Origin of the sequence: Spirillospora sp. NPDC047279 (genome assembly GCF_040643285.1) — a bacterium.
Taxonomy (GTDB): Bacteria; Actinomycetota; Actinomycetes; order Streptosporangiales; family Streptosporangiaceae; genus Spirillospora.
In genome coordinates this window covers 231,057-252,489 of record NZ_JBEYUA010000007.1, presented here as the reverse complement: position 1 = coordinate 252,489, position 21,433 = coordinate 231,057, and the positions used below count along the sequence as shown (strand labels likewise).

Sequence of the window (21,433 nt, the reverse complement as noted above, 5' to 3'; positions counted from 1 at the left end):
TCCGCCGGGCTCTCCCCAGAGGGCTCCGCCGGGGCCTCCCCAGCAGGCTCGGCCGGGGGGTCGCCGGCGGGTGCCGCGTCGTCGCGGGGCTGCTCACTCATCGTCGTCGTTCTTTCCGTCCTTGGCGGGCTCGGGCGAGCCCTCGTACTCGTCGACCTCGACCTCGCCGGCCTCCGTGCCGGTCCAGGTGATGGTCAGGACACCCAGCGGCTCGTCCTGCTCGAACGACACCGACTGCTCGCGGTAGAGCTCCAGCAGCGCCAGGAACCGGGCCACGACCTCGTAGGTGCCGCCGGTGTCCTCGACGAGCACGGTGAACGTGGTGGTGCGGAGCCGCCGCAGCAGCTCCACCACGATCACGGCCTGCTCCCTGATGCTGGCCTTGGGCTGGTAGATGTGCTGGACGGAGACTCCGGGCGGCTCCTTGGGCGCGAACACCTTGCCCGCCAGCTTGGCGAACTGGTCCGGGCCGAGGCCGAGCAGCACCTCGGGGAGCAGGTTGGCGAACCGCGGCTCCATCGGCACGATGCGCGGGAACCGCCTGGCCTGCTCGGCCATGTGGCCGGAGAGGGTCTTGGCGACCTCCTTGTAGGCCCGGTACTGCAGCAGCCGCGCGAACAGCAGGTCGCGGGCCTCCAGCAGGGCCAGGTCGTCCTCGTCGTCGACCTCGCCCGAGGGCAGCAGCCGGGCCGCCTTGAGGTCCAGCAGGGTCGCGGCGACCAGCAGGAAGTGGCTGGCCTGGTCGAGGTCCCATTCCTTGCCGTACGAGCGGATGTGCGCGATGAAGTCGTCGGTGACCTTGTGCAGCGACACCTCGGTGATGTCGAGCTTGTGCTTGGAGATCAGCCCGAGCAGCAGGTCGAACGGGCCCTCGAAGTTGTCCAGGTGGACCTGGAAACCGCCGGACTGCTCGGAGCCCGGCTCCGCCGACGTCTCATCCACGTCGCTCACGCTAGCGGAGGCCACCCTCGCCCTACCTCGTTCCGGCCGTGTGATCTGTTGGTGAACGCCCAGGTCACGCGCGGCTCAGGCGTCGTCGCGCAGGCGACGGACCAGGGTACTGCGCTCGCCCCTGGACTCGAAGTCGGCCAGGACGACGGCGATCGCCTCGCGGACGATGCGGCCGCGGTCGACGGTCAGATCGTGCTCGGCGCGCAGCGTGAGGCGGAGCCGCTCCAGATCGAGCAGCTCACCGGACGAGACGTACACAGTGATCTTGGAGTCGTGACGCTGGCGGCCGGTGGGCCGCCGGGCGGGTGACGCCGGTCTGGGCTCGGGGACGGTCGGGCGGAAGATCTCATCCGCACCGGGCAGCCTTACCCGACGTGACGCCACCTTTCGAGCACCTCCCGCGCCAGACCACGATATGCGTTCGCCCCCATCGAGTTGGGGTCGAAGTACGTGATCGGCTCCCCGGCGACGGTCGCGTCAGGAAACCGTACCGTGCGGTTGATGACCGTGTGGAAGACCTGGTCTCCAAAGGCCTCGACAATTCTGCCGAGGACCTCGCGGGTGTGCAGGGTGCGCGAGTCGTACATGGTGCCGAGCACGCCGTCGATCTCCAGGTCGGGGTTGATCCGGCCCTGGACCTTCTCGATGGTCTCCATGAGCAGCGCGACACCGCGCATGGCGAAGTATTCGCACTCCAGCGGGATGAGCACGCCCGCGCTGGCCGCCAGCGCGTTGACCGTGAGCAGGCCGAGCGACGGCTGGCAGTCGATGAGGATGTAGTCGTAGTGCGGCGCCGCCGACTTGAGCACGCCGGAGAGGATGTACTCGCGGCCGACCTCGTGCACGAGCTGCACTTCGGCGCCGGACAGGTCGATGTTGCTGGGCAGCAGGTCCATGCCGTCGACACCGGTCTCGATGACGACGTCCTCCCACTCGGTGTCGCGCTCGAGCAGCAGGTTGTGGACGGTGACGTCCAGCTGGCGCGGGTCGCCCTTGCCCAGTCCGACCGAGAGCGCGCCCTGCGGGTCGAAGTCCACCAGCAGGATGCGGCGGCCGTATTCGGCGAGCGCGGCGCCCAGGTTGATGGTGGTGGTGGTCTTGCCGACCCCGCCCTTCTGGTTGCAGACCGACACGATGCGCGCGGGGCCGTGCTCGGCCAGCGGCGCGGGTTCGGGGAATGTCGGCACTGGGCGTTGAGTCGGCCCGAGGGCTCGACTCGGATCGGTCTCTATGGTGGCGGAGGACAGAACTCCCTCCGCAGCGTGTGTGCTTGTCACCAGATCCCTCCCGGGCGGCCCGAAAATGCCATCCAGAACGGGGACTCTAGGGCTTGACCCCGTGCGTCTCAAGCCGACGCGCGACGATGGCCGGTATTTGTACGTGGCCGGGCACGGCCTAGCCCCGGGCGCGCGGATGGGAGGTCGCGTAGACCTCTCGCAGCAGCTGAACCGTCACAAGAGTGTAGACCTGAGTGGTCGTCACCGACGCGTGACCGAGCAGCTCCTGCACCACGCGCACGTCCGCGCCCCCGTCGAGCAGATGCGTCGCGAAGGAATGGCGGAGCGTGTGCGGCGAGACGTCCGACAGGCCCGCCCTCTCGGCCGCGGCGCGCAGCACCATCCAGGCGCCCTGCCGCGACAGCCGGCCGCCCCGGGCGTTGAGGAAGAGCGCGGGGCCGCCGCGGCCGGCCTTGCCGAGCTCGGGCCTGGCCCGCACCAGGTAGGCCTCCACGGCCTTGCGCGCGTAGTCGCCGATCGGCACCACCCGGGTCTTGCCGCCCTTGCCGGAGATCCGGGCGAAGCCCTCGTCCAGGTCGAGGTCGTCGACGTCCAGGCCGACGGCCTCGGAGATGCGGGCGCCCGACCCGTACAGCAGCTCCAGCAGGGCCCGGTCGCGCAGCGCGCGGGCCGCCTCGGCCGCGCCGCCCGGCTCCCCCGCCGCGGTGACGGCGGCCAGCAGCCGCTCGACGTCGTCCAGCGAGATGGCCTTGGGCAGCCGGCGCGGCGGCGTCGGCGGCTTGACGTCGCGGGCGGGGTCGCCCGGCGCCAGGCCCTCGCGCTGCGCGAAGCGGTGCAGGCCGCGGACGGCGACGACCGCGCGCGCCGCCGACCCCGCCGCCAGCGGCGGGTGGTCCTCGTCGCCCTCCCGCAGGTCCACCAGGAAGGCGCGGACGTCGTCCTCGGTGATCTGGTCGATGGCGTCGTGGCCCCGCCCGGCCAGCGCGGTCACGTAGCGGCGCAGGTCACGCCGGTAGGAGCTGAGCGTGTTGGCGGCCAGGCCGCGTTCGACCGCCAGGTGCCCCAGGTAGGTGCGCACGGCGGATTCCAGCCTGGACTCCGGCCCGGCGGGGTGCGAACCGTCGGTTCCGGGGGTCCGCGCGGCGTGCCGGCCGGTCGTGCTCGGGGACAGTTGCGGCACCTCTTCTGGGCGGGGTGGCGGACAGGGGACGTAGCCCCATCATGCTGTATCCAGGGCTTCGCGGTCTCGTTGACCGCGCCCTGGAGGCACGGCCAACGAACCGCGAAGTCTGAGGGCACGCCCGCGCGCCTGCCGGGGCCGCCCGGCCGTCACCCCTCGGGGGCGTCCGCGGGACGGAGGTCGCGGTAGCCGCCGGCGCGGGCGGCGTGCACGGCGAGCACGCCGGCCGCGGCGATCATGTTGTGGATCTCCCCGGCCAGCACCTTGCGCACCGCCTCGTCCAGGGGCACCCAGACGACCGGCATGTCGGCCTCCTCGTGCACCCGTTCGAAGTCGATCTGGTCGGCGGGCACCTCGGTCAGGTCGCGGGCCAGGAAGATCCGGGTGCGCTCGTCCGCCATCCCCGAGGAGGGGAAGAGGTCGAGCAGCGTCTCCCAGCGGCCGGCGCGGTAGCCCGCCTCCTCCAGGAGCTCGCGTTCGGCCAGCGCGCGCAGCGGCTCGCCGTCCTTGTCGCGCAGCCCGGCGGGCGCCTCCCACAGCTGGTAGCCGACGGGGTGCCGGTACTGCCGGACGAGCAGGACGCGGTCGCGGTCGTCCAGCGCCAGGATGCCGACCGAGCCGAGATGCTCGATGACGTCGCGCTGGACGATCTCGGTGCCGGCGCCGCCGGGCATCCGCACCCTGTCCTGGCGGACGGTGAAGATGGGCCCGGCGTACGCCACCGAGCCGCCGGTGACCTCCCACCGCTCGGGCCGGTCGCGCACGTCGTCCGGCCCGAGCCCGTGGCCGCTCACGGGGTGGCCGCACGGTCGTCGGCGTAGTCCAGCGCGGCCTGGATCAGGCCGGTGAACAGCGGGTGCGGCCGCGTCGGGCGGGACCGGAACTCCGGGTGGGCCTGGGTGCCGACGAAGAACGGGTGCGTCTCGCGCGGCAGCTCCACGTACTCCACCAGCCGGCCGTCGGGCGACAGGCCGCTGAACCGCAGCCCGGCCTTCTCCAGCTGGTCGCGGTAGGCGTTGTTGACCTCGTAGCGGTGCCGGTGCCGCTCGGACGCCTTGGCCTCGCCGTAGAGCTCGCGGACGATCGACCCGTCGGCCAGGTCGGCCGGGTAGAGGCCGAGGCGCATCGTGCCGCCCATGTCGCGCTCGCCGGCGACCACGTCGACCTGGTCGGCCATGGTCGCCACGACCGGGTGCGAGGTGGCCGGGTCGAACTCGACGCTGCCCGCGTCGGCCAGGCCGCCCAGCGACCGGGCCGCCTCGATGACCATGCACTGCAGGCCGAGGCAGATGCCCAGCAGCGGGACGCGGTTTTCCCGGGCGTGCCGGATCGCGCCCAGCTTGCCCTCGATGCCGCGCACGCCGAAGCCGCCCGGGATGAGCAGGCCGTCGACGCCGTCGAGCTCGCGCTTGGCGCCCTCGGGCGTCTCGCAGTCGTCGGACTTGACCCAGCGGATGTGCACCTTGGCGTCGTTGCCGAAGCCGCCGTGGCGCAGCGCCTCGGTCACCGACAGGTAGGCGTCGGGCAGGTCGATGTACTTGCCGACCAGCGCGATCGTGACCTCGCGGGCGGGCTTGTGGACGCGGCGCAGCAGCTCGTCCCAGGCGCCCCAGTCGACGTCGCGGAACGGCAGGCCCAGCCGGCGCACCACGTAGGCGTCCAGGCCCTCGGAGTGCAGGACCTTGGGGATGTCGTAGATGGAGGCGGCGTCGACGGCCGAGACGACGGCCTCGCGGTCGACGTCGCACATCAGGCTGATCTTGTGCTTGAGCCCGTCGGTGATCGGCCGGTCGGACCGGCACACGATCGCGTCGGGCTGGATGCCGATCGAGCGCAGCGCGGCGACCGAGTGCTGCGTCGGCTTGGTCTTGAGCTCGCCGGACGGCCCGATGTAGGGCAGCAGCGAGACGTGCAGGAAGAAGCAGTTGTCGCGGCCGATCTCGTGCCGGATCTGGCGGACCGACTCCAGGAACGGCAGCGACTCGATGTCGCCGACCGTGCCGCCCACCTCGGTGATCACAAGGTCGACGTCGCCCTCGGCCATGCCGCGGATACGGTCCTTGATCTCGTTGGTGATGTGCGGGATCACCTGGACCGTGTCGCCGAGGTATTCGCCCCGCCGCTCCTTGGCGATCACGTTGGAGTAGACCTGGCCGGTGGTGACGTTGGCCGAGCCGTGCAGCTCGGTGTCGAGGAACCGCTCGTAGTGGCCGATGTCGAGGTCCGTCTCGGCACCGTCGTCGGTCACGAAGACCTCGCCGTGCTGGAACGGGTTCATGGTGCCGGGGTCGACGTTGAGGTAGGGGTCCAGCTTCTGCATCGTGACGCGCAGGCCGCGGAGGGCGAGAAGCCGCCCCAGGCTGGACGCCGTCAGACCTTTGCCGAGGCTGGAGGCGACACCGCCGGTGACGAAGAGGTGCTTGGTAGGACGTGATCTACCAGTGGCTGCCGAAGGCAAGAAGGCGCTCCCGTGGTCGTTGCGATGCGGACGTTTCCGCACTGTCCACGGGCCACCAGGATAACAGCCGGGCGGACCTGCGGCGTCCGGGACGTGCCCACCCGGGTGTGTCGCGCCCCTGGTCAGGGCCCGCACGGCCCCCGCCCGCGACGAAAACGCCGTAGGCGAGGGACGTGCACGACCATAGCGCCGGGCTCGGACAGTGCGCCGGGATCAGATCCGCGGAGCCGCCGTCGGCATGATGGTGCGCAGCTGCCGGGTCAGCTCGTCGATGAGCGAGCGGGCCTGGTCGGCGGCGTTGCGGGCCTGGTCGCGCTCCTGCGACAGCTCGGCGATGGCCGCGCGCTGCTCGGTGACGGCCTGGGCCAGCTGGTCGACCCACTGGTCGCGTTCGGCCAGCTTCTCGGCGATCGCGTCGCGCTCGGCGGCCAGCTGGCGCAGCGCCGCGGAGGCCTTCTCCAGCTCGCGGGCGGCCTTGTCGGCGCGGCCCCGGTCGAGGGTGCGCTCGGACTCCACCCTGGCCTGGGCCTGGACGGCGGCCTCGCGGGCGCGCTCGGCCACGTCCTTGGCCTGCTCGGCCTTCTTGGCGGCCTCCAGGGACTGCGCGGCGGTGTCGAGGGCCTGCTGGCGCTCGTTCTCGGCGCTCTGGGCCGAACGGCGGGCGTCCTCGGCGTCCTTGGCCGCGGTGGCCGCGGCGTGCTGGAGGTTCTGCGCGGACATCTCGGCGTCGGTGACCTTGGCGCGCAGCTGCGACAGCTCGGCGTGCGCCTTTTCCAGCGCGCGGGACAGCTCGCCGCCCTGCTCGGCGACCCGGTCGCGCTCGGACTCGGCGGAACGGCGGGCGTTGACGGCGTCCTCGAGGGCGCGGTTGGCGTCGTCGCGGGCCTCGCTCATCGCGTCGCGCTGGGTGACGGCCTGGCGGACGGTGGCCTCGGCCTCGGCGACGCGGCGCTCGCCCTGCTCGATCTGGGCCTGGGCCTGGGCCTGGGCCTGCTCGAGCTGGGCGCGCGCGTGGGCGAGCTGGGTCTGCGCCTGGTCGGCCTGCGCGCGGGACTGCTCGGCCTGGCCGCGCAGCTGGTCGGCCTGGGCCCGGCTCTGCTGTGCCTGGTTCCAGGCGGCCGCGGCGTCGCGCTGGGCCGACTCCTTCTCGGCCTGGAGCGCGGTGACCTGGCCGGCGATCTCCTTCTGCGTCTCGGCGGCGCGGTGCTCGGCCTCGGCGACCCGGCGCTCGGCGTCGATCGCGCGCCGCTCGGACTGCTCGGCCTGGCCGCGGGCGCGCTGCACCTCGCCCCAGGCGGCCGCCGCGTCGCGCTGGGCCGACTCCTTCTCGGCCTGGAGCGCGGCGAGCTGGGCGGCGGTCTCGTTCTGCGCCTCCTTGACGCGGCGCTCGGCCTCCATGGCCCGCCGGTCGGACTGCTCGGCCTGGCCGCGGGCACGCTGCACCTCGCCCCAGGCGGCCGCGGCGTCGCGCTGCGCGGCCTCCTTCTCCGCCTGGACGGAGGCGCTGTCGGTCTGCGCCTCGGACACCTTGCGCTCGCCGGCCGCCAGGGCGTCGCCGATGAGGTCGGCCATCTGGCGCAGGCGTTCGACGATGTCCCACGGCTGGGCCTCGACCCGCGGCTCGGGCTCCTGGGCCCGCGCGGGCTCGCCGGCGGGCTGCGCCGCCTTGTGGGGGGTCGCCTTGATGGGCACGTCGGGCTTGGGCCCTGGCTGACGTCCCGGGATCGGCCAGGGCGATCCGGGGTCGGGCACTGGCCGCGATCCACCCGATCCGTTGAGATCGCTCACGGAAAGCACTCTAGTGGGGACCCGCACAGCGTTTGCCCAGTTTGGGGTTTAGTTTCTTGATCCTCACGGTCTATTCGGCCACGTCCGGCCGCGGGTTGACACCGTGCCGCCGAGCCCCGCCTTCCGCCCTCGGCGTATCGGGGGTGGAAGAATCACAGCTCATGGAGCTTCGGACCCTGTACCCGCCGATCGAGCCCTACGACTCGGGGCTGCTCGAGGTGGGCGACGGCAATCACATTTATTGGGAGGCCTGCGGAAACCCCGGCGGCAAGCCCCTGGTGATGTTGCACGGCGGCCCCGGGGCGGGCTGCAACGCCGACCACCGGCGCCAGTTCGATCCCGAGGCCTACCGGATCGTGCTCTTCGACCAGCGCAACTGCGGCCGGAGCACCCCGCACGCGAGCGATCCGGAGGTCTCGCTGGAGGCCAACACCACCTGGCACCTGGTCGCCGACATGGAGCTGCTGCGCGAGCACCTGGGCATCGACCGCTGGCTGGTGTACGGCGGCTCGTGGGGCAGCGCCCTGGCGCTCTCCTACGCCCAGACCCATCCGGGCCGGGTCACCGAGCTGGTGCTGCGCGGCATCTTCACGCTGCGGCCGTTCGAGCTCTACTGGTTCTACCAGGAGGGTGCCTCGCTGATCTTCCCCGACCGCTGGGAGGACTACCTGGCGCCGATCCCGGAGGACGAGCGCGAGGACCTGATGAGCGCCTACGCCGAGCGCCTCAACGACCCCGACCCGGCCGTGCGCGTGCCCGCGGCCAGGGCCTGGGCGCAGTGGGAGGCGGCGACGATCAGGCTGGTGCCGGACGCCGCCTCGGTGGACGAGGCCGGCGAGGAGCGGAGCGCGGTCGCTTTCGCCCGCATCGAGAACCACTACTTCGTCAACGAGGGCTTCTTCGACGACGAGCAGCTGATCGAGGGCGTCGACAAGATCCGCCACATCCCGGCCGTGATCGTCCAGGGCCGGTACGACGTCTGCACGCCGGCGGCCACCGCCTGGGACCTCCACAAGGCATGGCCGGAGGCCGAGTTCCACATCGTCGACGACGCCGGCCACGCCTTCAGCGAGCCGGGGATCACGCACCGGCTCATCGAGGCGACCGACCGCTTCGCCGGGCGGTCCTGACACGTTCGGGCGGCCGTTCCTGACACGGTGCGGCGGGCAGGGCCACCCCCTGCCCGCCGAGGTCAGAGCGGCCGCCGGGGCGTAAGCACGATCACAGTCAATCGGGGTTTTCACCGCGAAGCGTAGGCGGCGGATCACACGACGCCCGCCTTGCGTGTCCCGTTGTCATCAATTCTGTGTGATTCAGGACACACAAATGTAATGTGACGCCACCAGGCCTGTTGTCACCTTTAACGCTCTGTGTTCACCCTGGGCGACGACCGGTCACCCTCGGGTGACCATGCGAAACCCGCTGGTAGAGGCGTGAATCCACCGCCTCCCGCGGACTTCCGGGTCGTGAACGGCCCACCCCCAAACGGGAAATCCGTGACTCATACCCGATCAAACAATGGCTAAACATCTCCAACGTAACAATCAATAACGCACCCCGACAAAGTTCGCTAAGTTACTTAGGCATGGCACCACAATCCCTGCAATCACGACCACGACAGACCGAGGAAGGCAGAGCGGTGAGACTCCTGGAGCCGGGCTTGGACGACGGCCGGGAGTTGTGGCGGATGGCACGGGACTCGCAGGTTCTCGACGTCAACTCCCCCTACAGTTACACCCTCTGGTGCCGGGACTTCGCGGCCTCTTCGGTGGTCGCCAGGGCCGGGGACGAGGCCTGCGGATTCATCACCGGATATGTGCGCCCAGAGCGGCCGGACACCCTCTTCGTCTGGCAGGTCGCGGTCGACCGCGACCACCGCGGACGCGGCATGGCGCGGCTGATGCTCGACCATCTCGCCGACCGGACGGCCGCCGCCGGCTGCCGGTACATGGAGGCCACCGTCACCCCCGCCAACACGGCCTCCACCGCGATGTTCGAGTCGTTCGCCCGTGACCGCGGCTGTGACCTGGACCGCACCCCGCTGTTCGGCTCCGAGCACTTCCCCCCGGGCCACGGTCACGAGCCCGAAGTGCTGTTCCGGATCGGCCCGTACTCCACGGGCTCCCCCACCCCCTGATCCGTCCGACCGACAGCCGAGGCGCCCGGCCGCCCGCGCTCATCGCGGCGGGCGGCGCACGCGGGCGACCGCTCCCGACCCATTTCGCTCCCACCCGAGCCGGAGGCAATGATGGACGTTTTCGCACGTCTCGAATCGGAAGTACGCGGCTACTGCAGGGGCTGGCCCGCGGTGTTCACGACCGCGCGCGGCAGCCACATCACCGATGAGAACGGCCGGACCTATCTCGACTTCTTCGCCGGTGCCGGAACGCTGAACTACGGGCACAACAACCCGGACCTTAAACGCCCGCTGATGGACTACCTCGCCGGCGACTCCATCGTGCACAGCCTCGACATGTACACCGAGGCCAAGCGCACGTTCCTGGAGCGTTTCAACGAGGTCGTGCTCGAGCCCCGCGGGCTCGACTACAAGATCCAGTTCCCCGGCCCGGCCGGCAACCACTCGGTTGAGGCGGCGCTCAAGCTGGCCCGCAAGTACACCGGCCGCGAGACCGTCGTCAGCTTCACCAACGCCTTTCACGGGATGACGCTCGGCGCCCTCGCCGTGACCGGCAACTCGATGAAGCGCACCGGCGCCGGGGTGCCGCTCGGCCACGGCGTGGCGATGCCCTACGACAACTACCTCGACGGCCGCACGCCCGACTTCCTGCTGTTCGAGACGATGCTGGACGACAGCGGCAGCGGCCTGGACAAGCCCGCCGCGGTCATCGTCGAGACCGTGCAGGGCGAGGGCGGCATCAACGTGGCCACCGCCGAGTGGCTGCGCGGCCTGGCCGACCTGTGCAAGCGGCACGAGATCCTGCTCATCGTCGACGACGTGCAGATGGGCTGCGGCCGCACCGGGCCGTTCTTCAGCTTCGAAGAGGCCGGCATCACGCCCGACATCGTCTGCCTGTCCAAGTCGCTGAGCGGCTACGGCCTGCCGTTCGCGGTGACGCTGATGCGGCCCGAGCTCGACGTGTGGGAGCCCGGCGAGCACAACGGCACGTTCCGCGGCTTCAACCCCGCGTTCGTCACCGCCACCGCCGCGCTCGAGGAGTTCTGGACCGGCGAGGGCCTGGAGAAGCAGACCCTGGCCAAGGGCGAGCAGATCGAGCGCGCGCTCAACGAGATCGCGCTCGAGCACGCCGGGGCCATCGACACCGTCCGCGGCCGCGGGCTGGTCTGGGGCATCGTCCTGAAGGACCCGGAGCTGGCGCCGAAGGTGTGCGCGGAGGCGTTCGAGCGCGGCCTGCTGATGGAGACCTCGGGCCCCGAGGGCGAGGTCGTCAAGCTGCTGCCGCCCCTCCTGGTCACCGAGACCGAGCTGGCCCAGGGCCTGGAGATCATCGCCGAGTCGATGCGCGCCGTCCGCACCGCCGTGACTGCCTGAGCACGCGGCACCCAGCTTCTGCACGACCCGTTTGGAGTGATTCATTCAATGATCGTTCGATCGCTGAAGGAGATCGTCGGCACCGAGCGCGACGTCCAGGCCGAGACCTGGTGCAGCCGCCGCCTGGTGCTGGCCAAGGAGAAGGTCGGCTTCTCCCTGCACGACACCGTCCTGTACGCCGGGACGGAGACGCACATGTGGTACGCCAACCACATCGAGGCGGTCTACTGCATCGAGGGTGAAGGCGAGCTGATCAACGACGAGACCGGTGAGAAGCACCGGATCGAGCCCGGCGTGATGTACCTGCTCAACGGGCACGAGCACCACACGCTGCGCGCTCACACCGACGTGCGCACGGTCTGCGTGTTCAACCCGCCCTGCACCGGCAGGGAGGTCCATGACGAGAACGGCGTCTACCCGCTGCTGACGGAGGAGGAGTCATGAGCATCATCGAATCCCACCCCACGATCAACGACGCGTATCCGACCCGGGTGTCCACCGAGCCGACCCTGCTCTACCGGCAGGACCCGGTGGTGTACGGCGGGCCCGGCGACGGTCCCATCGACGCCGCGACGCTCGACTCCTTCGAGGCCAACGGCTACCTGAGCGTCGAGCAGCTGGTCGGCCCCGAAGAGGTCGAGACCTACCGCGCCGAGCTGCGCCGGCTGGCGAGCGACCCGCAGGTCCTCGCCGACGACCGCACCGTCACCGAGCGCGACAGCGACGAGGTCCGTTCCATCTTCGAAGTGCACAAGCTCAGTCAGGTCTTCGCCGACCTGGTACGGGACGAGCGCGTCGTGGGGAGGGCCCGTCAGATCCTCGGGTCAGATGTTTACGTGCACCAGAGCCGGGTGAACTACAAGCCAGGCTTCACCGGCAAGGACTTCTACTGGCACTCGGATTTCGAGACCTGGCACGCGGAGGACGGCATGCCTCGGATGCGCGCTGTGAGCATTTCCATCGCGCTGACCGAGAACTTCGTCCACAATGGCGGTCTCATGATCATGCCGGGCTCGCACAAGACCTTCGTGGCGTGCGTGGGTGAGACCCCCGCCGACCACTACAAGGCCTCGCTCAAGAGTCAGGAGGTCGGCACGCCCGACCCGGGCAGCCTGTCGATCCTCGCCGACAAGCACGGCATCGAGCTGTTCACCGGCCCGGCGGGCTCGGCGACCATGTTCGACTGCAACTGCATGCACGGCTCGAACGGCAACATCACCCCGTTCCCGCGCTCGAACGTCTTCGTGGTGTTCAACAGCGTCGAGAACGTGTGCGAGGAGCCGTTCTCGGCCCCGTCCCCCCGACCGTCCTTCATCGGCGCGCGCGACTTCACGCCCGTGCGATGACCTGATCGATTGGGGGCCGGATCACCCCCCGCTCCCGGCCCCGAGTCCCTGTCCCCTATCCGCTCCCCGACCCCGACCCGCGCCCGCCGGAGGCTCCCGAGCCGCCGGCGGGCGGCGGCGCACCTAACAGGAGTTCAACGATGACTTCCTCACGACGCGACTTCCTGCGCAACGGCGTGCTGCTCGCCGGTGCCGTGCCCATCCTCGGCGCCGCCGGCTGCTCGACCACCGACCCCGAGAAGGAGAAGGCCGGCGGCGGCACGCTGGAGCGCGCCAAGAAGCAGGGCTACATCCAGGTCGGCTACGCCAACGAGTCGCCGTACGGCTACACGACCAGCGACGGCAAGCTCACCGGCGAGGCCCCCGAGCTCGCCCGGGTGGTCTTCAAGGAGCTCGGCATCAACGAGGTCCGCGGCGTCCAGGTCGAGTTCGGCGGCCTGATCGCCGGCGTGCAGGCGCGCCGCTTCGACGCCATCGCGGCGGGAATGTTCATCAACCCCGAGCGGTGCGGGCAGATCGCGTTCGCCGACCCCGAGTACATCGCCAAGACCGCCTTCATGGTGCCCAAGGGCAACCCGAAGGGCATCACCAACTTCGACACGGCCGTGAAGAAGAAGGTCAAGGTCGGCGTGATGACCGGTGCCGCCGAGGCCGACTACGCCGCCAAGCTCGGCGTGGCCAAGGGCGACATCAAGCCGTTCCCGGACGCCCCCGGCGCCTTCGACGGCCTCAAGGCGGGCCGCTGCGACTGCATCGCGCTGACCCGCATCTCGCTGATGGACCTCATGTCCAAGCACAAGAACGACCCGTACGAGGTCACCCCCGCGTTCGACGTGATCATCGAGGGCAAGGAGCAGTCCGGCGCGGGCGGCTTCGGCTTCCGCAAGGCCGACACCGACCTGGTCCAGGCGTTCAACGGCAAGCTCGCCGAGCTCAAGCAGAGCGGCCGGCTGCTGCAGATCCTCCAGCCGTTCGGGTTCAGCCAGGCCGAGATGCCCGGCGACCGCAAGGCCGCCGAGTTCTGCCAGGCCTGATCCATGTCGGAGATCCTCGATAGCCCGCTCCTGTGGGAGGGGGCCCGGACCACGTTGCAGCTCACGCTGTACTCGGCGGCGCTCGCGCTGGTCCTGGCCTTCCTCTTCGGGATCCTGGGCACCTCCCGGCATCGCTGGGCCCGCGTGCTCGGCAGGCTCTACGTGGAGTTCTTCCGCGGCCTGCCGGCCCTGGTCCTGATGTTCTGGTTCTTCTACTCGCTGCCGCTGGTGGGCATCCGGTTCGAGACCATGTTCGCCGGCGTGCTGGCCCTGAGCCTCAACTACGGCGCCTACGGCGCCGAGGTGGTGCGCGGCTCGATCAACGCCGTGCCCAAGGCCCAGTACGAGGCGACCATCGCGCTCAACATGCGGCCCCGGCAGCGGATGTGGCGGGTCCTGATGCCCCAGGCCGTCCCGCTGATGTTGCCGCCGTTCGGCAACCTGCTGATCGAGCTGCTCAAGGCCACCGCCATCGTCTCGCTGATCAGCATCAGCGACCTGATGTTCGGCGCCCAGAAGCTGCGCGCCTCCACCGGCAAGGGCATCACGGTCTTCCTGATCGTTCTGGTCATGTACTTCGTGATGGCGCAGGTGCTCCAGCTGTTCGTGCGCCTGCTCGAACGCCGCAGCGAGCGCATCCTCGGCCGCCGTCCCGCCCGGGGGCGCGCCGCGACGGCGATCGCCGGGACCCCGGGCGCGGGCCCGGTCGGCGCCGGCGCCGGAGGGGGTGCGGACACATGAGCTGGAACTGGACCTTCGCCGGAGACCTGATCTCCCCGCTCTTGCAGGGACTGCGCTACACCATGGCCGCCACGGTCCTGGGGTACGTGCTCGCGCTGGCGCTCGGCCTCGTCTGGGCCATCCTGCGCCGCTCGTCCAACATCGTGGTGCGCCAGACGGTCCGCTGGATCGTCGAGTTCATCCGCAGCACCCCGCTGCTGGTGCAGCTGGTCTTCTTCTTCTACGCGCTGCCGCAGACGGGGATCCAGTTCAGCGCCTTCTGGACCGGCGTGATCGGGCTGGGCGTGCACTACTCGACCTACATCTCGGAGGTCTACCGAGCCGGCATCGAGAACGTGCCGCGCGGCCAGTGGGAGGCGTGCACCGCGCTCAACCTGCCGCGCAGCCGGGTGTGGTTCGGCGTGGTGCTGCCCCAGGCGATCCGCCAGGTGATCCCGACGCTGGGCAACTACCTCATCGCGCTGTTCAAGGACTCGCCGCTGCTGCTGGTGATCACGGTCCCGGAGATGATGTACGTGGCGTACACCGAGGGCGGCAAGTCCGGGTTCCTCGAACCGTTCACCATCGCGGCGATCATCTTCGTCATCGTCAGCGTCCTGTCCTCCGTACTGACCCGACGTTTGGAGGCGCGCTATGCCACCGTCTGAAGCCACGCCAGAGGCCCCCACTCCCGAGGCCGCGCTGCCGCACGGCGACACGCCGGGCATCCGGTTCGACAAGGTGGTCAAGCGGTTCGGGTCCAACGTCGTCCTGCGCGAGCTCGACTTCACCGTCGCGCCGGGCGAGCGGGTGACGCTGATCGGCCCGAGCGGGTCCGGCAAGACCACGATCCTGCGGCTGCTGATGACGCTGGAGAAGGTCGACGGCGGCACCATCCACGTCGGCGACGCCCCGCTGTCGCACATGGACCGCGGCGGCAAGCTCGTGCCGGCGAACGAGAAGCACCTGCACGAGATGCGCAAGCAGGTCGGCATGGTCTTCCAGCAGTTCAACCTGTTCCCGAACATGAACGTGCTGCGCAACCTCATCGAGGGGCCGGTACGGGTGCTCGGGCTGCCCAAGGACGAGGCGGTGGAGCGGGCCCGCGGGCTCCTCGACATGGTCGGGCTGTCGGACAAGATCGACGCGCATCCGTCGCAGCTGTCGGGCGGCCAGCAGCAGCGCGTCGCCATCGCCCGCGCGCTGGCGATGCAGCCGAAGGTGCTGCTGCTGGACGAGGTCACCTCGGCGCTCGACCCCGAGCTGGTGGTGGGCGTGCAGGACCTGCTGCGCGACATCGCCCGCGAGAGCGACCTGACCCTGCTCTGCGTGACCCACGAGATGCACTTCGCCAAGGACATCTCCGACCGGGTCCTGATGTTCGACCAGGGCCAGATCGTCGAGGAGGGGCCGCCGGACCAGATGTTCGAGTCCCCGACCGAGCAGCGCACCAGGGACTTCCTCCAGGCGGTCCTGGCCACCTGAGGCCCGCGCGCTCAGAGCCCCCTCGTCCGATGGTGCCGGGACGAGGGGGCGCTTCTCTCCGGTGTCCGCCCGGCCTACGGGACGCCGGGCCAGGCCTCCTTGGCGGTGTCGTGGAAGTCGAAGACGTCCAGATCGGGCCTCGCCCGGCGCAGGAGGTCGAAGGCCAGGCTCGACAGCGGCGCCTTGCCCGGATCGCGCAAGGCCTGGTCCCGGATCGCGTCGGGCAGGCCGCAGTCGGGCGTCAGCCGCGGCAGCGCGGCGTGGACGCGGTCGGCGAAGCCCTCCGGGAACGCCTCGGCGCCGAAGCCCGCGACGTCCGCGCCCGCGCCGAGATGGGTGAGCGCGATCTCCGGGCGCAGCCGGTGCGCGATGCCGATGCTGGTGTGCAGGGCGATCGCCTGCCAGACGACGTCCACCCGGTCGGCCGGGACGGCGTGCCCGCGCAGGAACTCCGCCGCCAGGTCGGCGCCGTCGACCTCGAAACGCTGGTCTCCGTCGCCGGGCTCGGTCAGGCCCACGTCGTGCAGGACGGCCGCCAGGAAGAACAGCTCGTCGTCGTAGTCGGTGCCCGGGCACAGGCCCAGGGCCTCCCCCGCCGCCCGGCCGAACAGGTAGGTGCGCAGGCTGTGGTGGACGAGGGCGGGGGCCTCGATCTCCGCGGCGAACGTGTACGCCTTCCGCGTGAGGTCGGAGTCGGGCATCGCGAAACCGGTGAAGTGATCGCTCATGCCCCGATCCTGCGGGCGTCCGGCCGGGGACGACAGAGTCCAGAATGCCGATATGCGCTAGATTCCGGCCATGCATGTCGTCGGAGTTCTGGCGCTGGACGGGGTCGTGCCCTTCGATCTGGCAACGCCGTGCCAGGTGTTCGGCTCGACCGTCGGCGAGGGGTTCGCGCCGCTCTACGAGGTGCGGGTCTGCGGCCCGGCGGGCGGGACGGCCGCGTCGCCGGTGTTCGGCGGCATGCGGCTGGAGACCCCGTGGCGGCTCGACGATCTGGCCGCGGCCGACACCATCGTCATCCCGGGGCACGACGACTTCCTCGACGAGCAGCCCGCGGAGGTCATCGCGCTGCTCCGGGACGCGGCGGCGCGCGGGGCGAGGATCGCCTCGATCTGCGTGGGGGCGTTCGTCCTGGCCGCGACCGGCCTGCTGGACGGGCGGCGCGCGACCACGCACTGGGGGTTCGCCGCCGACCTGGCCCGGCGCCATCCCCGGATCGAGGTCGACCCGTCGGTGCTGTTCGTCGACAACGGCCCGCTGCTCACCTCGGCCGGCGTCGCGGCGGGCATCGACCTGTGCCTGCACATGGTCCGGCGGGACCTCGGGTCGGCGGCGGCGGCGCGGACGGCGCGCAGCATCGTCATGCCGTTGCAGCGCGACGGCGGCCAGGCTCAGTTCATCCGGCACGAGGACCCGGGCGACGCCGGCACGGCGCTCCAGCCGACGCTGGCGTGGATGGAGGCCAACCTGCACCGGCCGCTGACGCTGGAGGACATCGCCCGGGAGGCGGCGGTGAGCGTACGGACGCTGACCCGCCGGTTCCGGGCCCAGGTCGGCACGACGCCGCTCCAATGGCTGCTGCGGGCGCGGATCGACCGTGCCCAGCAGCTGCTGGAGACCACCGACCTTCCGGTCGAACGGGTCGCGGCGGAGTCCGGCTTCGGCTCGCCGGTGACGTTGCGGGCGCACTTCGCGCGTTCGGTGGGCGCCTCGCCGCTCGCCTACCGCACCACCTTCCGGGCCCGACCCGGGGATGAAAGCCCCGAATCGCATTCGGTAGCGTAAAGGGCGACTTACCCGAAGGAAGGCGGCGGCGGTGATCCATGGTTGACGGCGCGAGCATCGTGGGGCTCGGCATGACCGAGCTCGGCAAGGTGTACGGGCGCAGCCCGCGGCGGCTGGCGGCCGACGCGGTCCGGCTCGCCGTGGCCGACGCGGGGCTCGGCCTCGGCGACGTCGACGGCCTGCTGGTCAGCCACGGCATGGGCGGGTCCCCCGGCATCGAGCTGGCCGACACGCTCGGCCTGCGCGACCTGCGGCTGCTCGCCAAGATCGACGCGTTCGGCGCGACCGCCGGGGCCATGGTCTCGTACGCGGCGTCCCAGGTGCTCAGCGGCGCCGCGTCCACCGTGGCCTGCGTGTTCGCCGACGCACCGCTCAAGCCCAAGCAGTCGGCGGGCTCGGCCTACCACCGCAACGCGCCCGAGTGGTACGGGTTCGGCGGCATGACGGCGGCGCTGGGCTTCCGCAGCGTCAACGCCTTCTACGCGCTCGCCGCCCAGCGCCACATGGCGCACTACGGCACCACCAGCGAGCAGCTGGGCGCGATCGCGGTCAGCACGCGGGAGTGGGCGGCGCGCAACCCGCGGGCGCAGATGCGCGAGCCGATCACCCTGGCCGACCACCAGGCGTCCCGGTGGGTGGCCGAGCCGCTGCACCTGCTCGACTGCTGCCTGGTCTCCAACGGCGCCATCGCGATCGTGGTCACGTCCGCCGACCGGGCCCGCGACCTCGCGCAGCCGCCGGTGCACGTGTGGGGCTGGGGCCAGGGGCACCCCGGGCACCGCAAGGAGCGCGGCAGCGGGTTCGGGCTGACGACCGGCGCGGTGACCTCCGGGCCCATCGCGATGAAGATGGCCGGCGTGACCGTCGACGACATCGACTCCTGCCAGCTCTACGACTGCTACACCTACACCGTCCTGGTCTCGCTGGAGGACTACGGCTTCTGCGCCAAGGGCGAGGGCGGCGCGTTCGCCGCGTCCGGCGCGCTCGGCCCCGGCGGCGCGCTGCCCACCAACACCGGCGGCGGGCAGCTGTCGGCCTACTACATGTGGGGCATGACGCCGCTGTCGGAGGCCGTCATCCAGGCGCGCGGCCAGGGCGGCGAGCGCCAGGCGGACAGGAACGACGTGATCCTGGTCAGTGGCAACGGCGGCATCCTCGACCACCACTCCACGCTGATCGTCAGCCCGCACGCGAAGGGGGCCTGAGCCATGGAGATCGGGATTCTCCGCCGGGACGGACGCACCGACGCGTTCTTCGACGGCACCGCCGCCGACCAGCTGATGATCAAGCGCTGCGAGGCGTGCGACCGCTGGTTCGCGCCCGACGCGGGCGGCTGCCCCGGCTGCGGCGAGGAGGAGCTGACCTGGGCCGAGGCCGCCGGCGACGCGACCCTGGTGACGTGGACGGTCACCCACGGGCGCCCCGCCGAGGACGGCACCGCCCCTCCCCCGGCCTACCTGGCGCTGGTCGAGCTCGCCGAGGGGCCGTGGCTGCACGCGCGGCTGGACGGCGTCGACCCCGGCGCGCTCCGCGAGGGGCTGCCGCTGCGCGTCTCGTTCGAGCACCCGGCCGAGGGCGAGGCCTACGTCCTCTTCCGCCCCGTGTGATCGCGGCCGGCGGCGTGTGATCTTGGACGTGCGGCGCCGCCCGCGGGCGTCTCCGCACCCTGCCGGGGTATGGACCGAATGTCGTTCGGTCCATTAGCGTCGGGCCATGCGTACCGAGGTGTGTGAGACGTTCGGGATCGAGTTCCCGCTGTTCGCCTTCAGCCACTGCCGCGACGTGGTCGCCGCGGTCACCAACGCGGGCGGCCTCGGCGTGCTCGGCGCCGTCGCCTACACGCCCGACCGGCTCGAAGAGGAGCTGCGCTGGATCGACGACCACGTGGGCGGCCGCCCGTACGGCGTGGACGTCCTGGTGCCCGGCAAGATCGACGAGACGGCGGAGAAGGCCGGCCGCGGCGAGGGCGGGCTCGACACCATGCTCGCCGCCGTCCCCGAGGTGCACTGGAAGTTCCTCTTCGAGCTGTTCGAGAAGTACCAGGTGCCGCTGCCCGACTTCGAGAAGGCCAAGCGGACCCGGGACGCCAAGGGCGCGGGGACGCAGGTCACCAAGGAGGGCGCGACCGCGCTCATCGACGTCTCGCTCGCCCATCCGATCGGCCTCATCGCCAGCGCGCTCGGCACCCCGCCGCCGATCATGGTGGAGAAGGCCAAGGCGGCCGGCGTCCCGGTGGCCGCGCTCGTCGGCACCGCCGAGCACGCCCGCCGCCAGGTCGCCGCGGGCGTGGACCTCATCGTCGCCCAGGGCGGCGAGGCCGGCGGCCACACCGGCGAGATCTCCACGATGGTCCTGGTGCCCGAGGTCGTCGACACCGTCGCGCCCATCCCCGTGCTGGCCGCCGGCGGGATCGCCACCGGCCGCCAGATGGCCGCCTCGCTCGCCCTCGGCGCCTCCGGCGTCTGGTGCGGGTCGGTGTGGCTGACCACCGAGGAGGCCGAGACCCCGCCGCACGTCAAGGCCAAGATGCTGGCCGCCACCTCGCGCGACACCGTGCGCTCCCGCTCCCGCACCGGCAAGCCCGCCCGGCAGCTCAAGTCGGCCTGGACCGACGAGTGGGAGGGCCCCGGCAGCCCCGGCGCGCTCGGCATGCCGCTCCAGATGATCGTCGCCGAGGGCGCGATGCGGCAGATCAACAAGGTGGCGGAGACCGGCAACGAGGGCGCCCGGGCCCTGGCCAACTACTTCGTCGGCCAGGTCGTCGGGCAGATGAACGCCGTCAAGCCCGCCCGCCAGGTCGTCTACGACATGATGGAGGAGTTCGCGGGCGCGGTGGAGCGGCTCAACGCCGTCACCGAGGCGGATTGAGCGGCCGGCCGGGACCCTTGTTGACCTGCTCGACGAACAGCCGGGCCAGCGCCTTGTAGCCGCCCGTCGTGGGGTGGAAGCTGCGCGACTCGGCGGCCAGCGCGGAGAGGTTCACCGCCAGCCCGTTCATGTACGGGTCGGCGGTGCCCGCCTCGTGTCCCGCGAAGGCGCTGTAGGCGTCCACGAACTCCACGCTGCCGGGCGCCCGGGTCGCCGCGACGCGCTTGTCGGCCTCGGTCACCGCCTGCCGGATGAGCTCGTTGAGGTCGCGCGCCCGGCCGTTGAGCCAGCGCTGGTCGGAGACGCTGATGTTGTCGCCGCCGGTGCCGGACGACTCCTTGAACGCGCGCGGGTAGCCGAGCACGATCACCCGTGCCCGCGGCGCCCGGGTCCTGATCTCCCGGATCACGTCCGGCAGCTCCTGCCGGAGCGAGGCCATGCGGTCGGCGATGCCGCGGCCCTGGTCCGAGCAGCTCCGGCTCCAGGGCAGCTTGATCACGCAGGCCGCCAGCACGCGCGAGAAGCCGACGTCGTTGCCGCCGATGCTGATCGTCACCAGGCTGGTGTTCTGGTCGACCCGGCCGATCTGCGGCGGCTCGCCGGACTTGCCGTTCATGACGTCGGACGTCGTGGCGCCCGAGCAGGCCCAGAACGCGCTGCTCTTGAACGGGAACGCCTTGGACACCGTGTGGTAGTAGGCCTGGTCGGTGCGGTGGCAGCGGTTGAGCGGGTTGAAGTCGGTCGCGCTGACATCGGCTCCCACGCCCGCCGAATAGGAGTCGCCCAGCGCGACGTACGCGCCCTGCGCCGCCGCCTCGGCGGGGACGATCTCGGGCTGCCCGGCCCGGACCGGCTCGGCCCGCGGATCCTGGTAACGCGGCGCGCAGCCGTCCCCGAACACCTGGCACCGCACGGCCGGCAGCGCCACGAGCGGGACCACCATCGCCAGGAGCAGGCCCACCAGGACGGTGACCGCGAGCCCCCTCTCGCCCAGCCGGTCGCGCACCAGTCCCGGCCATTCCCCCGGCCGCCGCATCGCCCGCCCTTCCGTCGGTTTCGCCTATGC

22 protein-coding genes are annotated in these 21,433 nt (G+C 71.2%); 13 read left to right on the top strand and 9 right to left on the bottom strand.

The genetic code is table 11. The features are described 5' to 3' along the window. Positions 1–93: 93 nt before the first annotated feature. The 7 genes from ABZ810_RS19910 to ABZ810_RS19880 all read right to left on the bottom strand — a co-directional run bounded on the left by ABZ810_RS19910 (position 94) and on the right by ABZ810_RS19880 (position 7,615). The gene (locus ABZ810_RS19910; protein ID WP_358404897.1) at positions 94–942 is read right to left on the bottom strand and encodes a segregation/condensation protein A; all 849 of its coding nucleotides are present in this window, start codon (positions 940–942) and stop codon (positions 94–96) included. Positions 943–1,026: 84 nt separating this feature from the next. Further along, a complete protein-coding gene (locus tag ABZ810_RS19905; RefSeq protein ID WP_358404895.1) occupies positions 1,027–1,335 on the bottom strand; it encodes a hypothetical protein in 309 nt (102 codons plus the stop codon). Continuing rightward, positions 1,317–2,183, bottom strand: coding sequence for a ParA family protein (locus ABZ810_RS19900; protein WP_358405517.1), 867 nt, complete (start codon positions 2,181–2,183; stop codon positions 1,317–1,319). Before ABZ810_RS19900 ends, ABZ810_RS19905 begins: the two co-directional genes overlap by 19 nt. Before the next feature lie 163 nt (positions 2,184–2,346). Then, the gene (gene xerD / locus ABZ810_RS19895) at positions 2,347–3,279 is read right to left on the bottom strand and encodes a site-specific tyrosine recombinase XerD (protein WP_358405516.1); all 933 of its coding nucleotides are present in this window, start codon (positions 3,277–3,279) and stop codon (positions 2,347–2,349) included. 239 nt (positions 3,280–3,518) lie between these two features. Beyond that, entirely contained in the window at positions 3,519–4,163 is a 645-nt protein-coding gene (locus ABZ810_RS19890; protein ID WP_358404893.1) for an NUDIX hydrolase, read from the bottom strand. Further along, positions 4,160–5,827: a CTP synthase gene (locus ABZ810_RS19885; RefSeq protein WP_358404890.1), complete on the bottom strand. Its 1,668-nt coding sequence runs from the start codon at positions 5,825–5,827 to the stop codon at positions 4,160–4,162. The genes ABZ810_RS19890 and ABZ810_RS19885 overlap by 4 nt, the downstream gene beginning before the upstream one ends. Before the next feature lie 213 nt (positions 5,828–6,040). After that, positions 6,041–7,615 (bottom strand): hypothetical protein, encoded by a 1,575-nt coding sequence (locus ABZ810_RS19880; RefSeq protein ID WP_358404887.1) that lies wholly within the window; start codon positions 7,613–7,615, stop codon positions 6,041–6,043. Between the two features lie 161 nt (positions 7,616–7,776). On the opposite strand from ABZ810_RS19880, the gene pip reads away from it, so the two are divergent. From pip to ehuA, 9 genes are all read left to right on the top strand, one after another. Continuing rightward, the gene (gene pip, locus ABZ810_RS19875) at positions 7,777–8,745 is read left to right on the top strand and encodes a prolyl aminopeptidase (RefSeq protein ID WP_358404885.1); all 969 of its coding nucleotides are present in this window, start codon (positions 7,777–7,779) and stop codon (positions 8,743–8,745) included. 509 nt (positions 8,746–9,254) lie between these two features. After that, on the top strand, positions 9,255–9,752 hold the full coding sequence (gene ectA, locus ABZ810_RS19870) for a diaminobutyrate acetyltransferase (protein ID WP_358404883.1): 498 nt from the start codon (positions 9,255–9,257) through the stop codon (positions 9,750–9,752). Positions 9,753–9,863: 111 nt separating this feature from the next. Then, positions 9,864–11,126 (top strand): diaminobutyrate--2-oxoglutarate transaminase, encoded by a 1,263-nt coding sequence (gene ectB / locus ABZ810_RS19865; RefSeq protein ID WP_358404881.1) that lies wholly within the window; start codon positions 9,864–9,866, stop codon positions 11,124–11,126. Between the two features lie 48 nt (positions 11,127–11,174). Beyond that, positions 11,175–11,570 (top strand): ectoine synthase, encoded by a 396-nt coding sequence (locus ABZ810_RS19860; RefSeq protein ID WP_358404879.1) that lies wholly within the window; start codon positions 11,175–11,177, stop codon positions 11,568–11,570. Continuing rightward, positions 11,567–12,472 (top strand): ectoine hydroxylase, encoded by a 906-nt coding sequence (gene thpD / locus ABZ810_RS19855; protein WP_358404877.1) that lies wholly within the window; start codon positions 11,567–11,569, stop codon positions 12,470–12,472. The genes ABZ810_RS19860 and thpD overlap by 4 nt, the downstream gene beginning before the upstream one ends. A gap of 140 nt (positions 12,473–12,612) precedes the next feature. Next, positions 12,613–13,506, top strand: coding sequence for an ectoine/hydroxyectoine ABC transporter substrate-binding protein EhuB (gene ehuB, locus ABZ810_RS19850; RefSeq protein WP_358404876.1), 894 nt, complete (start codon positions 12,613–12,615; stop codon positions 13,504–13,506). A 3-nt stretch (positions 13,507–13,509) separates the two neighbouring features. Then, positions 13,510–14,247 carry an ectoine/hydroxyectoine ABC transporter permease subunit EhuC gene (gene ehuC / locus ABZ810_RS19845; protein WP_358404875.1) on the top strand — a complete coding sequence of 246 codons (738 nt, stop codon included), beginning with the start codon at positions 13,510–13,512 and terminating at the stop codon, positions 14,245–14,247. Next, entirely contained in the window at positions 14,244–14,894 is a 651-nt protein-coding gene (gene ehuD / locus ABZ810_RS19840; protein ID WP_358404872.1) for an ectoine/hydroxyectoine ABC transporter permease subunit EhuD, read from the top strand. Before ehuC ends, ehuD begins: the two co-directional genes overlap by 4 nt. Further along, positions 14,881–15,711 (top strand): ectoine/hydroxyectoine ABC transporter ATP-binding protein EhuA, encoded by an 831-nt coding sequence (gene ehuA / locus ABZ810_RS19835; protein ID WP_358404870.1) that lies wholly within the window; start codon positions 14,881–14,883, stop codon positions 15,709–15,711. Before ehuD ends, ehuA begins: the two co-directional genes overlap by 14 nt. Before the next feature lie 74 nt (positions 15,712–15,785). Here the strand turns inward: ehuA and ABZ810_RS19830 are convergent, their stop codons facing one another. Further along, positions 15,786–16,439, bottom strand: a complete 654-nt coding sequence (locus tag ABZ810_RS19830) for an HD domain-containing protein (RefSeq protein ID WP_358404868.1) — start codon at positions 16,437–16,439, stop codon at positions 15,786–15,788. Between the two features lie 70 nt (positions 16,440–16,509). Here ABZ810_RS19830 and ABZ810_RS19825 point away from each other — a divergent pair, with 70 nt between their 5' ends. The 4 genes from ABZ810_RS19825 to ABZ810_RS19810 all read left to right on the top strand — a co-directional run bounded on the left by ABZ810_RS19825 (position 16,510) and on the right by ABZ810_RS19810 (position 20,367). Further along, the gene (locus ABZ810_RS19825; RefSeq protein WP_358404866.1) at positions 16,510–17,499 is read left to right on the top strand and encodes a helix-turn-helix domain-containing protein; all 990 of its coding nucleotides are present in this window, start codon (positions 16,510–16,512) and stop codon (positions 17,497–17,499) included. 38 nt (positions 17,500–17,537) lie between these two features. Then, positions 17,538–18,704: a thiolase family protein gene (locus tag ABZ810_RS19820; protein WP_358404863.1), complete on the top strand. Its 1,167-nt coding sequence runs from the start codon at positions 17,538–17,540 to the stop codon at positions 18,702–18,704. A 3-nt stretch (positions 18,705–18,707) separates the two neighbouring features. Then, complete coding sequence (locus tag ABZ810_RS19815) at positions 18,708–19,106, top strand: OB-fold domain-containing protein (protein WP_358404861.1); 399 nt, start codon at positions 18,708–18,710, stop codon at positions 19,104–19,106. Positions 19,107–19,212: 106 nt separating this feature from the next. Further along, complete coding sequence (locus ABZ810_RS19810; RefSeq protein WP_358404859.1) at positions 19,213–20,367, top strand: nitronate monooxygenase family protein; 1,155 nt, start codon at positions 19,213–19,215, stop codon at positions 20,365–20,367. Here the strand turns inward: ABZ810_RS19810 and ABZ810_RS19805 are convergent. Further along, the gene (locus tag ABZ810_RS19805; protein WP_358404856.1) at positions 20,351–21,403 is read right to left on the bottom strand and encodes an SGNH/GDSL hydrolase family protein; all 1,053 of its coding nucleotides are present in this window, start codon (positions 21,401–21,403) and stop codon (positions 20,351–20,353) included. The two genes, ABZ810_RS19810 and ABZ810_RS19805, sit on opposite strands and share 17 nt — an antisense overlap. Between the last annotated feature and the right edge of the window lie 30 nt (positions 21,404–21,433).